The sequence below is a fragment of the Arthrobacter sp. MYb23 genome, assembly GCF_002979775.1.
Taxonomy (GTDB): domain Bacteria; phylum Actinomycetota; class Actinomycetes; order Actinomycetales; family Micrococcaceae; genus Arthrobacter.
Map to the genome: position 1 here is coordinate 34,386 of NZ_PCPR01000032.1, position 13,023 is coordinate 47,408.

10 protein-coding genes are annotated in these 13,023 nt (G+C 63.6%); 8 read left to right on the top strand and 2 right to left on the bottom strand.

The window, feature by feature from the left end; genetic code table 11:
- Positions 1–4: 4 nt before the first annotated feature.
- Together CQ020_RS21985 and CQ020_RS21990 are read left to right on the top strand one after the other, a co-directional pair.
- Positions 5–709, top strand: coding sequence for a hypothetical protein (locus CQ020_RS21985; RefSeq protein WP_024820211.1), 705 nt, complete (start codon positions 5–7; stop codon positions 707–709).
- Complete coding sequence (locus CQ020_RS21990) at positions 706–5,160, top strand: FtsK/SpoIIIE domain-containing protein (protein ID WP_105693994.1); 4,455 nt, start codon at positions 706–708, stop codon at positions 5,158–5,160. Before CQ020_RS21985 ends, CQ020_RS21990 begins: the two co-directional genes overlap by 4 nt.
- A 275-nt stretch (positions 5,161–5,435) precedes the next feature.
- Here the strand turns inward: CQ020_RS21990 and CQ020_RS21995 are convergent, their stop codons facing one another.
- A complete protein-coding gene (locus tag CQ020_RS21995) occupies positions 5,436–5,642 on the bottom strand; it encodes a hypothetical protein (protein ID WP_146116678.1) in 207 nt (68 codons plus the stop codon).
- Between the two features lie 4 nt (positions 5,643–5,646).
- Between CQ020_RS21995 and CQ020_RS24275 the strand changes: the two genes are divergently transcribed.
- The 4 genes from CQ020_RS24275 to CQ020_RS22010 are packed head-to-tail and all read left to right on the top strand — an operon-like array spanning position 5,647 to position 10,239.
- Positions 5,647–5,808: a hypothetical protein gene (locus CQ020_RS24275; RefSeq protein WP_181151993.1), complete on the top strand. Its 162-nt coding sequence runs from the start codon at positions 5,647–5,649 to the stop codon at positions 5,806–5,808.
- A 39-nt stretch (positions 5,809–5,847) separates the two neighbouring features.
- Positions 5,848–8,184 (top strand): NAD-dependent DNA ligase LigA, encoded by a 2,337-nt coding sequence (gene ligA / locus CQ020_RS22000; RefSeq protein WP_105693996.1) that lies wholly within the window; start codon positions 5,848–5,850, stop codon positions 8,182–8,184.
- A complete protein-coding gene (locus CQ020_RS22005; RefSeq protein ID WP_105693997.1) occupies positions 8,181–9,005 on the top strand; it encodes an inositol monophosphatase family protein in 825 nt (274 codons plus the stop codon). The genes ligA and CQ020_RS22005 overlap by 4 nt, the downstream gene beginning before the upstream one ends.
- Before the next feature lie 25 nt (positions 9,006–9,030).
- On the top strand, positions 9,031–10,239 hold the full coding sequence (locus tag CQ020_RS22010; RefSeq protein ID WP_105693998.1) for an AAA family ATPase: 1,209 nt from the start codon (positions 9,031–9,033) through the stop codon (positions 10,237–10,239).
- A gap of 51 nt (positions 10,240–10,290) precedes the next feature.
- Here CQ020_RS22010 and CQ020_RS22015 read toward each other — a convergent pair whose 3' ends face one another.
- A complete protein-coding gene (locus CQ020_RS22015; protein WP_105694001.1) occupies positions 10,291–11,658 on the bottom strand; it encodes an LLM class flavin-dependent oxidoreductase in 1,368 nt (455 codons plus the stop codon).
- A 298-nt stretch (positions 11,659–11,956) separates the two neighbouring features.
- Between CQ020_RS22015 and CQ020_RS22020 the strand changes: the two genes are divergently transcribed.
- Together CQ020_RS22020 and CQ020_RS22025 are read left to right on the top strand one after the other, a co-directional pair.
- Positions 11,957–12,469, top strand: coding sequence for a GNAT family N-acetyltransferase (locus CQ020_RS22020; protein WP_105693999.1), 513 nt, complete (start codon positions 11,957–11,959; stop codon positions 12,467–12,469).
- Positions 12,470–12,527: 58 nt separating this feature from the next.
- Positions 12,528–12,908 carry a RidA family protein gene (locus CQ020_RS22025; RefSeq protein WP_024820219.1) on the top strand — a complete coding sequence of 127 codons (381 nt, stop codon included), beginning with the start codon at positions 12,528–12,530 and terminating at the stop codon, positions 12,906–12,908.
- Positions 12,909–13,023: the final 115 nt, after the last annotated feature.

The window sequence follows — 13,023 nt, forward strand, 5'->3', positions numbered from 1 at the left end:
GATCATGGGGGATCTAGCAATAGATTTCTGTGGTGAATGGTACGAACCGTCCGACGAGGACATCTTCGATATTGGACGCGAAGGTGACTTGGAAGTCGATGACAACCCGTACCTGCACCGACGCTTCCTGCAGATAGCCCGTTACGACGGCATGTGGTGGCTCAGTAACGTGGGCAGCATGCTGTCCGCCACTGTGGCTGACGGTTCCGGCGGCATGCAGGCCTGGCTGGCGCCCGGCGCTCGGATCCCGTTGGTGTTCAGCCACACCAACGTGATTTTCACTGCCGGACCTACCACCTACGAGTTTGCCGTGCACTTGAAGACGCCGTCCTTCAGGCATGAAGCCCGCGAAGATGACCAGGCGGGGGACACCACCATCGGTCCCGTGGTTTTCACTGATTCGCAAAAGGCGCTCATTGTTGCCTTGGCCGAGCCCATGTTGCGGCGCGACGGTACTGGTTTCAGCGCCATTCCTTCATCTGCCGAGGCCGCGAAGCGATTGGGCTGGGCATTGACCCGTTTCAACCGCAAGCTGGACAACGTCTGCGACAAACTGGACCGGGTAGGCGTAGTTGGCCTGCGCGGCGGGGTTGGAAAGCTTGCCACCAACCGCCGGGCGCGTTTGGTGGAACACGCCGTGACCTCGCACCTTGTGACACCGGCTGACCTGCATCTTCTTGAAAAAATGAGTGGAGTCGACGAAGGATGAAGTTCCGCCTGACCTTGCGGCGTGACCCTGCGGAAGCTAAGGACCTCGCCGTAACGGTGGATGGTCGTGCCACCGTAGCTGATATTGCCACCGAGCTGTGGGCGGCAGACCCCGCACGAAAGGGGACCGAACCGCCGTCGAACCTGTCCATCAGCGTGGACGAGGCTTTCGTCGGCGGCGGGCTCTCCGGGCATGTGCTGCGGCCTACGGACAACCTGCTGGAGTCCGGGCTGCGGCCCGGGTCCAAGGTATCCCTCGCGCAGGTCAGCGAGCAGTTCGCGTCCAACGGCCACGCGAACGGCAATAGCCGGGGACCCGCAGCGGCGACGTTGCGCGTGATGTCAGGGCCCGACGTCGGACGCGAATTTTCGCTGCCCTTCGGCACCAGCTACATCGGCCGGGACCGGGACGCCGACATCCGGTTGTCGGACCCGCTGACCTCCAAGCGCCATGCGCGCATCACGGTGGGCGAGACCGTGGAAATCGTGGATACGAACTCCGCCAACGGCCTCCTCATGGACGGGTTGCCGGTGACCCGCGCGACGCTCGAGTCCTCGGACACCGTCACGTTGGGCGACACGTCCGTGGGCGTTGTTGCCCTGTCCCGAAACCACGGCGGTGGTCCGTCGTCGCCGCTGGTGGATTTCAACCGATCCCCGCGGGTACTGCCCAGGTTTGAGTCGCCCAAGCGCGTACCACCGGCCGGCCCCAAGCGCCCGGAACACCAACCTTTCCCGTACATCATGCTGGTGGCACCGCTCCTGATGGGTGGAGTGCTCTTCGCCGTCACCCAGAACCTGCTGTCCGTGCTCTTCATGGCCATGATGCCGCTGTTCATTGTGGGGCACTATGTGGACCACAAGATGCAGAGCAAACGGCAGGCCAAGGAAGGCCACAAGCAGTTCAAAGCCGCGATGCTGGCCTTCCGCGAGGACATCGACAAGCAGCAGAATATTGAGCGCGCTGTCAGGCTCCAGGAAGCGTCGTCCGTCAGCGATACTGTTGACGCCATTTACAAACTTGGGCCCCTGCTCTGGACCCACAGGCCCGAACACCAGCACTTCCTGGGGGTTCGCTTCGGGCTGGGCTCGGCGCCGTCGCGCATCCAGTTCGATGAACCAAGCGCCAATGAAACGGAACCGCAGTACATGCGGGAAATCCAGGAGTGCCTGCAGCAGGTCCGCGTCATAGAAGGGGTTCCGATCGTGTCGCAGCTGCGCACCTCGGGCTCCTTTGGCGTGGCAGGGGACCGCAGCGTGGTGGATGATGTGGCCCGCGGCATGGTGCTCCAGCTGGTGGGGCTCCATTCGCCGGCCGAAGTTGTCCTCACATCACTGACTTCGGCACGTTCGCGTGAGCGCTGGGACTGGCTGCAGTGGCTCCCGCACGTTGGTTCGGGCCATAGCCCCATATCCGGCGATCATCTGGCTGCCGGCCCCGGCGCCGGTGCCGCGTTGTTGTCCAAACTCGAAAGCCTCGTGGAAGAGCGCGAGTCCATGGCCAAGGAGCCTGGACCGCAACCCCGTCCCGGACTCAAGAATGAGCACGAGGAAATTCCGGGTCCGGTGGTTCCGGCCGTCCTGGTAATCGTTGAGGACGACGCCCCTGTGGACCGCGGACGCCTCACACGCCTGGTGGAACGCGGCCCCGACTACGGGGTGCACATCATGTGGGTGGCCGCCAACGTGCAGTCCCTTCCGGCCGCCTGCCGTGACTTCCTCTCCGTTGACGGTGACCACGGCACCACCACCGGCCAGGTCCGCTTGGGCCGCCACACCTACCCGGTAAGCTGCGAAAGCCTCGACGCGGACCTCGCAACCCAACTGGCGCGCATGATGTCGCCGCTGGTGGATGTCGGAAACCCGCTCGACGACGACTCCGACCTCCCGCGCGCCGTCTCCTACGCCACGTTGATCGGCAAGGAACTGATGGACAACCCACAGGCTGTGGCCGAGCGCTGGCAGGAGAACAACTCCGTCCACGCCACAGCCGTGCCCAACCGTAAGGACAACGGCAGCCTCCGCGCGCTGGTTGGTTCCAAAGGTGTGGAGCCGTTCTACCTGGACCTCAAGAACGAGGGTCCGCACGCACTGGTGGGCGGAACCACAGGCGCCGGTAAGTCCGAGTTCCTGCAGTCCTGGGTGATGGGCATGGCAGCCGCCTACAGCCCGGACCGTGTCAGCTTCTTGTTCGTGGACTACAAGGGCGGTGCTGCCTTTGCCGACTGCCTGCACTTGCCGCACACCGTGGGACTGGTGACAGACCTGTCTCCGCACCTTGTGCGCCGTGCACTGACATCGCTCCGCGCGGAGCTTCACTACCGCGAGCGGCTCTTGAACCGGAAGAAAGCCAAGGACCTTCTGGCCCTGCAACGCGAAGCCGATCCTGAGGCGCCCCCTTACCTCATCATCATCGTGGACGAATTCGCCGCTCTGGCAACTGAAGTTCCCGAGTTCGTTGATGGCGTGGTGGATGTGGCCGCCCGTGGCCGGTCCTTGGGCCTGCACCTGATCCTGGCCACACAACGGCCCGCCGGCGTTATCAAAGACAACCTGCGTGCCAACACCAACCTTCGCGTCGCCTTGCGCATGGCCGACGAAGTGGACGCAACAGACATCCTGGGCGTTCCCACCGCGGCCTACTTTGATCCGTCCATTCCGGGCCGTGGTGCTGCGAAGACCGGTCCAGGCCGGATCCAGGGCTTCCAAACCGGCTATGCAGGTGGCTGGACCACCGAAAAGCCGCAGCGTCCCAGGATTGACATTGTGGAGATGGCGTTCGGCTCCGGCCCCACCTGGGAACCGCCCCTGGTGTCGCAGGTGGAAGAAGAACCTGCCGGGCCCAACGACATTGCAAGGATGACCGGAAACATCATCCGGGCAGCTGACGTCCTGTCCATCGAACCTCCCCGGAAGCCGTGGCTCAACGAGCTCGCCACCACCTACGATTTCTCCAAGCTTCCCAACCCGAGGACTGACGAACGGCTCCTGCTGGGTGTGGCAGATGACCCCGCACACCAGGACCAGCCCACCGTGTTCTACGAGCCGGATAAGGATGGCAACATGGCCGTCTACGGCACGGGTGGATCCGGTAAGTCGGCGGCGCTGCGAGGGATTGCCATCGCAGCGGCTGTCACGCCGCGTGGTGGTCCCGTGCATGTCTACGGCGTGGACTGTGGTTCCTCAGGGCTCAAGATGCTTGATGGCCTTCCCCATGTTGGTGAAATCATCAACGGGGATGACGTAGAGCGCGTTGGGCGACTGCTGCGCTGGCTCAAGGAAGTGGCGGACGACCGGGCTGCACGGTTTGCCGAGGTCCGGGCCTCCACCATCGTCGAATACCGGCAGCTGGCCAACCGGCCCGAAGAGAAGCGCATCTTCATCCTGGTGGACGGCATGTCCTCCTTCCGTGAATCCTATGAGTACAGCAACCTGTCCGCGCTGTGGGACATCTTCCTGACGCTGGCAACGGACGGACGTCCCCTGGGCATCCACCTGGTAGTCAGCGGTGACCGCACCAACTCCGTTCCGGCGTCGCTCCTGGCTTCCATCCAGAAGAGGCTGGTCCTGCGTCTGAGTTCCGAAGACGACTACATGACCCTCGACGTTCCCAAGGACGTCCTCAACGCAGCCTCGCCTCCGGGACGAGGCTTGTTGGACGGGCTCGAAGTCCAACTCGCCGTGCTGGGCGGCAACTCGAACCTCGCGCTCCAAGCCCGCGAAGTGGCGAAACTCAGCCAGGCGATGCTGCGTCAGGGCCTCGAGCAGGCGCCTCAGATCCAACGGCTCCCGGAGCTGGTGGACCTGGACATCCTGCCCACGGGCGCTCCGGACAACCCCGTTATTGGTGTGGACGACGAAACGCTGGGTTCGGCGGCCATCGCGGCCAAGGGATCACTGCTGCTCGCCGGACCACCAGGTGCTGGACGAACCGTTGCGCTGGTCACCTTGGCCTACGCCTTGCGCCGTTCGAACCCGCGAACCGACCTGATCTACATTGGGTCCCGGCGTTCCGCCGTGGCGTCACTGAACATCTGGAGCAGGTCGCTGGTGGGGCCGGACGAAGTCTCGGACGTAGTTGATGACCTGATCGACAAAGCCACGGACAACCCTGGCACCATGGCCATCTTCATCGAGGGCCTCACAGAGTTCACTGACACGTTGGCGGAGTCTGGAGTGGGCCGGTTGGTGACGGCTGCCATCAAGGCCGATCAATGGGTGGTGGGCGAGTCCGAGACGTCCACTTGGTCCCAGGCCTGGTCCCTTGCCCAGCCGTTCAAGTCCGGACGCCGCGGGCTGTTGCTCAACCCTGGGGACGTGGAAGGCGATACCCTCCTCAATACCTCCCTGGGCCGGATCAGCAAGGACTTCATCCCGGGGCGCGGGTACATTGTGGGACGTGGAAAGGTACGCAAGCTCCAAATCGCCATGCCGCCTGAAAACCGTAGCTAGGAGGCTACCTACATGCGTCACCCCCTCATCCCGGCAGCCCTGCTTGCTGTGGGATTGCTGATCGCACCCGTTGCCGCCGCTCAAGCTGCGCCGTGCGACGGAAAATTCTCCTGCGCACCCACTGAGGGTTCCGATGAACCGTCGCCCACGCAGCCCGGGATCGCTCCGGAGGAGGACAAGAAACCGTTGCCACAACCGGAGCCAAGCAGGGACCGGGAAACGCATCAAGCTCCGGCGCCTGGCGTGCAAGCGCCCCCAGTGCAGGTGCCACCTGTTCAGTTGCCTCCTGTCCAGGTTCCGCAGCAACCCGCGGTGCCCCAGGTTGTCACCGTGGCACCCCAGGTGAGTGAGCCGGCGTCGAACTCTGCTGTTCCCACGGCAAGCGCCGGGGCTGCCTCCGCGTCAGCGACGCCGTCGGCAACGTCCTCGGCCAGTACGGGGTCTGCAAGTGCAAGCCCGAGTGCTTCCTCCAACTGGAACACGCCCGTGGATAAGGATAAGGAGACGCAGGCGGCCGCGCTGGCATCGAGCTCTGTTTCGGGGCCCAACATGCTGGGCCTGTTCGGGCTTCTGGGGGCTGTCCTGTTGGTTGGCTTGGGAGGGCTCGCGTTCGCACTGTGGAGCAAGAACCGGCTCTCGTCGCACTAGCGGCTCTTTAATGTCCGTGCGTTACGGCAAGATAGACCTGTGAGCACACCAGAGAATCCGGATCCGGTCGACACCACAAGCCAGGAAGCCGCCGCGGCGATCGTTGCTGAGGAGGGGACTCCGCCGTCGGAGACCCTGCGGGACGAGTACGAGCAATTGGCGGACCTCGTCCGCAAGTACCGTTACGCCTATTATCAGGAAGACTCGCCAACGGTTTCTGATGCTGAGTTCGATGAACTCTACCGCCGGCTGGAAGAACTGGAAGCACTTCACCCGGAACTTGTTTCCAATGACTCGCCCACCCAGGAGGTCGGCGGCGAAGTGTCGTCCGCTTTCGCAGCGGTGGAGCACCTGCAACGGATGTACAGTCTCGACGACGTCTTCTCCTTGGACGAGCTCGAAGCCTGGGTCCGCAAGGCCCAAGCGTCAGTGGCGAAGCTCGGTGATTCAGTCCCTCCCATCGCGTGGCTGACTGAACTGAAGATCGATGGCCTGGCCGTCAACCTCCTGTACCGGGACGGGAAACTGGTCCGGGCCGCAACACGCGGCGACGGCACCACAGGTGAGGACATCACCCACAACGTCCTGACCATCAAGGAAATCCCGCGGGAACTCAGCGGCTCCGGGTACCCTTCCGAGGTGGAAATCCGGGGTGAGGTTTTCATCCCCTCCAAAGCCTTCCTTGAGTTCAACGAAACCTTGGTGGCTGCCGGCAAGGCGCCCCTGGCCAACCCCCGCAACGCCGCCGCCGGCTCGCTCCGTCAGAAGGACCCCGCAGAAACGGCAAAGCGGCCCCTCAGCATGTTCGTACACGGCATTGGGGCCCGTGAAGGACTGGACGCCAAGAGCCAGTCCGAAACCTACAAGCTGCTGGAAGCATGGGGGCTTCCGGTCAGCCCTTACCTCCGGGTGTTGGACTCGTTCGATGACGTCCTGAAGTACATTGCCGATTACGGTGAGCGCCGGCACAAGCTGCTGCACGAGATTGATGGCATCGTGGTCAAGATTGACGACTTCGCCACCCAGCGCGCTCTGGGTTACACGTCCCGCGTCCCACGGTGGGCTGCCGCCTACAAGTATCCGCCCGAAGAAGTCCATACCAAGCTCCTGGATATTGCCGTCAACGTGGGCCGCACCGGGCGTGTAACTCCCTTCGGCTTGATGGAGCCCGTGAAGGTTGCAGGCTCCACGGTGGGAATGGCCACCCTGCACAATCAGGACGTGGTCAAGGCCAAGGGCGTCATGATCGGTGACATCGTGATTCTCCGCAAGGCCGGCGATGTCATACCGGAAATTGTTGGTCCGGTGCTGGCCCTGCGCGACAAGCAGGATCCGCCGGTCCGCGAATTCGTGATGCCCACCGAGTGCCCGTCCTGTGGCACGCCGCTGGCGCCGTCGAAGGAAGGCGATGTGGACATTCGATGCCCCAACGCCAAGTCCTGCCCCTCACAGTTACGGGAGCGGGTGTTCCACCTCGCGGGCCGTGGAGCCTTCGACATCGAAGCCCTCGGCTGGGAAGCCGCAGTAGCCCTGACCCAGCCCGCAGAGCCGGAAACGCCGCCGCTCACCAGCGAGGCCCGCCTGTTCAGCCTGAGCCGCGAGGACCTGGCTGATGTCCTGATCCGCAGGGAGAAGCGCTCCAAGGGCGTGGGTACAGGTGAGTACGAGCTGGTGCCGTACTTCTACACCAAGGGAACGGCCAAGTCCCCGTCCAAGCCCACAGCAACCACGGAGAAGCTCTTTGTTGAGCTGGAGAAAGCCAAGAAGCAACCCTTGTGGCGTGTGCTCGTGGCCTTGTCCATCCGGCACGTGGGCCCGACGGCCTCACGGGCGCTGGCCACCGCGTTCGGCAGCATGGATGCCATCCGCAATGCCACGGAAGAGCAAATGGCCCACGTTGATGGTGTGGGTCCCACCATTGCTGTGGCCCTCAAGGAATGGTTCGCCGTGGACTGGCACAACGAGATCGTGGACACGTGGGCCGCGGCCGGTGTCCGTATGGAGGACGAGCGGGACACCTCAATGCCCCGCACCCTTGAAGGGCTCACCGTGGTGGTAACCGGCACGTTGCCCAACTTCAGCCGCGACGAAGCCAAAGAAGCCATCATCATCCGTGGCGGCAAGGCCTCCGGATCCGTCTCCAAGAACACCAGTTATTTGGTGGCTGGTGAAAGCGCCGGAACCAAGCTGGACAAGGCCGAGCAACTCGGCGTTCCGGTGCTGGACGAGGATGGTTTCCGTGAGCTCCTGGCCAACGGGCCGGCGCAACCCGCGACGGACCTCGAAGAGGCACCGAGTGAAAGCGACAAGGAAGAAGCAACCGTGGTGGATGAAGCAGCGCAGGACCAAGCATCAGTGGAAGCGGCTTCGGAATGACGGACGCCAAGGAGCTGCTTGAGGTAGCCAAACGCGCCGCGGCTGCGGGCGCGGCTGTACTCGCTCAGCGCTCTGCCACTGGTACGGGCGGGGACGGTCTGGAGACCAGCAACAAGGGCGAGGCCGGAGACTGGGTCACGGCGTTCGACGTCGCGGCGGAGAACGCGGTCCGCGAAGCAATCATTGCCGAGCGGCCCAACGACACCATCACAGGGGAGGAACACGGGACCACCCGGCCCCAGCAACCCTCGGGATACCGCTGGTCCATAGATCCCCTTGACGGGACCACCAACTTCATCCGCAACATCGTCTACTACGCCACCTCTGTTGCGGTGGCGGACTCCGACGGCGTCTGGCAGGCCGGCGTCGTTCACGCACCGGCACTGGGCCGCATCTATTCCGCTTCCCGCGGGCTTGGCGCGTGGATGGAAGCAGGGGGAGAGACCACCACACTGGCGGGTCCCGTCCCAGGGCGAACAGGACTCATTTTGGCCACGGGCTTCAGCTACGATCCCGCTACAAGGGCCAGTCAATCCGAAGGCCTCGCAGGGCTCATGGAGGGATTTGCCGATGTCCGGCGCCTCGGGTCGGCTGCCTTGGACCTCTGCCTCGTAGCTGATGGCACCTTTGACGCCTACGGGGAACGCGGCCTCAACGAGCACGACTTCGCTGCGGGGGCCTTGATTGCGGAAGAAGCAGGCTGCTGGGTTCGCCGTCCGCGTTTGGAAAGCCCGCTTGATGGCGGTCCCAGCACGGAGGACCGTTTGGCGGCGTGGATGTGCGCGGGGGCCTTGGAACTGTCCGGCAAATTCCCCCTATGACCATCAGACCTGTGACCATCAGCCGGTGATCAGCACACTCGCCATCGCCAACTACCGGTCCATCCGGGATCTTGCCATGGAGCTGCATGGCCTGGACGTCGTGACGGGGGCCAACGGCAGCGGTAAGTCCTCGCTGTACCGTGCCCTGCGTCTTTTGGCCGAGTGCGCCGGCGGCGACTCCGGAAACGTGGTGGGTTCGCTGGCCAGGGACGGTGGCTTGTCGTCCACTCTCTGGGCCGGGCCGGAGTCCATCAGCGAAGCAATGCGCCGAGGTGACGTACCCATTCAGGGCACGGTTCGGCGGGAATCCGTGAACTTGAAACTGGGCTACTCCGGTGATGAGTTCGGCTACCTGGTGGATCTGGGCATGCCGGTGCCCAGCGGCTCGGGTTTTGATGAAGAGACCGGAAGGCCGAGGCCGTCCGCTTTCAGCTTGGACCCTGAGATCAAGCGGGAGCAGATTTTCTCCGGACCGGTGGCAAGGCCGGGTTCATTGCTGGTTGACCGCAAAGGGAGCCTCGCAAAGTTGCGTGGACTCGATGGCGAATGGGCCGAGCTCTCCCGGCGCCTGGATACCTTTCAGAGCATGCTGACCGAGGTTTCGGACCAGGACCGGGCGCCGGAAGTGCTGCGCGTACGGGATTCAGTGCGTTCCTGGCGGTTTTACGATCATTTCCGCACAGATGCCGAGGCTCCGGCCCGGCAGGCTCAAATCGGCACCCGCACCCCTGTGCTGCACCACAGCGGCAGGGACTTGGCGGCCGCCCTCCAGACATTGCGGGAGGTGGGCTTCGAGCGGCAGCTGGATGCCGCCGTCGATCATGCCTTTCCTGGAAGCCGGCTGGAGATCGCGGTCAACGACGGCCGCTTCAGCGTTGAGCTGCGGCAACCCGGCATGCTGAGGACCATGAAAGCGGCAGAACTGTCCGATGGGACCTTACGGTTCCTTCTGCTGACAGCTGCATTACTGACACCGCGACCGCCGGAATTGATGGTCCTCAACGAACCGGAGACCAGCCTCCACGTTGACCTGATGCCGGCACTGGCTGGACTGATTGTCCAGGCCAGCGCCAGCAGCCAGATGATCGTAGTGACCCACTCCGAGGCTCTGCTCAAGGCGCTGCGGGAGAGCGGTGCCGCCCATGAGCACGAGCTCTATAAGGACCTGGGCGAAACCAGGATCAAGGGCCTGGGCTCGCTGGAAGGTCCGTTGTGGAGTTGGCCCAAGCGCTGAAAAGGAGCCGCGTTGCAGTGAACCGGCCAAGCATTCGGCCTTCGGGGCAGCTTAGAACGCGGAACCGATGGACGTGAGCTCCCGGGGTGCGTTCCCGGCGTAGCGGTTCTCCGGACGCGCAAGCCCGTAGTGCCCACGAAGGGTGGACGCGGTGTATTCAGTGCGGAACAGGCCGCGCTCCTGGAGGATCGGCACCACCTGATCCACGAAAATCTCCAAACCGGACGGAAGCACCGGCGGCATGATGTTGAAGCCGTCGGCTGCCCCCGCGAAGAACCACTCCTGAAGGGCATCGGCAACCTGTTCGGGCGTCCCCGAGAAGGTCCGGTGACCTCGGCCGCCACCCAAGCGTCCGATCAGCTGCCGGACCGTGAGCTGTTCGCGCCTGGCCAACTCCACAATCAGCGTGTAGCGGCTCTTGGCACCCTCGATCTCATCCTCTGAGGGCAGGTCCGCAGGCAGTTGGCGGTCCAAGGGGAGGTCATCAGGGGACAAACGAAGCGTCTTGGCCAGTTGCTCACGGGCGTACTCGGGCTTGATGAGCTGGTCGAGTTCACGCTCGAGTTTGAGGGCTTCAGCTTCTGTTGAACCGATCACGGGGACGATTCCAGGCAGGATCTTGATGCCTTCCGGGTCACGGCCCACGGCTGCGGTGCGTGCCTTCAGATCTGAGTAGAATGCCTGCGCGTCGGCCAAGGTCTGGTGTGCGGTGAAGACGGCTTCTGCGTACTGTGCTGCCAGGTTTTTGCCGTTCTCGGATGAACCGGCCTGCACGATCAGCGGATGGCCCTGCGGGGACCGGGGAACGTTCAGCGGACCACGGACCCGGAAGTGCTTCCCTTCGTGGTCCACGGTGCGGATCTTTGTGTCGTCACCCCACACGCCGTCGGCTTTGTCAGCCAGGATGGCGTCGTCTTCCCAGCTATCCCAGAGCTTTTGAGCAACGTCAATGAATTCGGCGGCGCGTTCGTACCGGACTGCGTGTGCCGGCTGGTCATCCACACCGAAATTCCGGGCGGCATCGGGACCGGCGGTGGTAACAACGTTCCAGCCGGCGCGGCCTCCGCTGACCCAGTCAACGGATGCGAAGCGGCGGGCAAGATTGAAGGGGTCGTTGTAGGTGGTGGACGCGGTGGCGATCAAGCCAATCTTTTGGGTTGCTGCGGCGAGGGCCGTCAGCAGCACCGTAGGCTCCAACTTCCCGGCAGGGCGCCGCCCCACTTCACCGAACAGGACGGGGGAGTCGGCGAAGAAGATGGAGTCCAGCTTTCCCCGTTCGGCTGTGCGGGCGAGGTGCTGATAGTGCTCCACCTTGGTAGGGGCAAGGGGGTCGCTCTCAGGTAGACGCCACGATGCTTCGTGATGTCCGGTGCTCATCAGGAACGCGTTCAGGTGGAGTTGGCGGTCTGGCGGGGTCATGGTTTCTCCTCGGGGTGACGGCGGTTTGGCGGCGGTGTGTGGCAACTCAAGCACGTGTCCGAAGACCTCCGCCAGCAGCCCGACATGTCCGCGCAACAGCGCGAAACCGGGGTTCACCGCACGCAACGCAGCTCAATTCGACGCCACGGGAGGCAATACAAAAGCAGCCCCGCGGCCAGTGGCTGACGCATCGCAACCCGGCCACCCGGCGTCGTACGGTCCCAACGTGACTGATAGTTCCATCACGGAAAGGGCCGTTTGGCACCTTTGGCGCGCGAAGCCCTACTACCATTGGTAGGTGCTTTCGCCGATTACCGTCCTTCCCGCCCTGCCCGACGACTACGACGCCGTTGCCCGCATTACCCAGGAGTCCTACGTCACCGCGGGGTACTACGGCGACGCTGATCACCCGTACCTGAAGAAGCTCCAGGACGTGGCTGGTCGCGCGGAGCACGCGGAGATCCTCGTAGCTGAGCGCAACGGCGAGGTCATTGGCTCGGTAACGGCGGCCCCGGCAGGCGGCGGCTTCTCTGACATCGGCCTTCAGGACGAACTGGAACTCCGCACCCTCGTGGTGGATCCGGCAGTTCAGCGTTCCGGGGCGGGCCGTGCCTTGGTGCAGGCGGTGGTCAATCAAGCTCAGTCCATGGACGGAATCAACGCCGTCTCCCTGACCACGGGCGCCACGTGGGAAAGTGCCAACGCCCTCTACGCCCGCACAGGTTTTAGCCGTGCCCCGCACCGCGATTGGTTTGTTCCCGGTACCGACATAAAGCTGTTCGTTTACCGGCTGGACCTCCCGCAGTCATAAAGTTTCCTTCGTAAACGCCGGTCAACGGGCCGTGCGAAAACGACAGGAAAGGCGCGGCATGCGCAAGACATTCGGCACGGGCTCGGTTTGGGAACAGACACTGGGTTACTCCCGCGCAGTCCAGGTGGACAACACGCTCTTCATTTCCGCCACGGCTGCTTCCGGGCCTGAGGGGATTGTGGGAAATGACTTCTACTCCCAGACCAAGTACATCCTGGAGAAGCTCGGTGCTGTCCTTGAAGACGCCGGCTTCTCCTACGAGGACGTTGTGCAGTCCAAGCTGTACCTGACGGACATCAGCAAGTGGGAGGACGCCGGCCGCGCACACGGCGAGGTCTTCGGTGAGATCCGCCCGACGCTGGCCCTGGTACACGTGCTGCCGTTCCTCGATCCCGAAATGCTCGTGGAGATCGAGCTCGTGGCCCAAAAGTCCGCGTAGCGCACCCAACTAAGTCGCATTTGTGCGCGTTTTGAGCCGGCGGTTTCTAGCGGTTATCGCAACAGGAAGGTTCTGATCATCTCATTGGGGGTGCAGAAGTCGAATCGCTGGCGGG

Bases quoted from the DNA above. Each gene is read 5' to 3' on its own strand.
- CQ020_RS21985 (WP_024820211.1), top strand. From the start codon at position 5: ATGGGGGATCTAGCAATAGATTTCTGTGGTGAATGGTACGAACCGTCC.
- CQ020_RS21990 (WP_105693994.1), top strand. From the start codon at position 706: ATGAAGTTCCGCCTGACCTTGCGGCGTGACCCTGCGGAAGCTAAGGAC.
- CQ020_RS22005 (WP_105693997.1), top strand. From the start codon at position 8,181: ATGACGGACGCCAAGGAGCTGCTTGAGGTAGCCAAACGCGCCGCGGCT.
- CQ020_RS22015 (WP_105694001.1), bottom strand. From the start codon at position 11,658: ATGACCCCGCCAGACCGCCAACTCCACCTGAACGCGTTCCTGATGAGC.
- CQ020_RS22025 (WP_024820219.1), top strand. From the start codon at position 12,528: ATGCGCAAGACATTCGGCACGGGCTCGGTTTGGGAACAGACACTGGGT.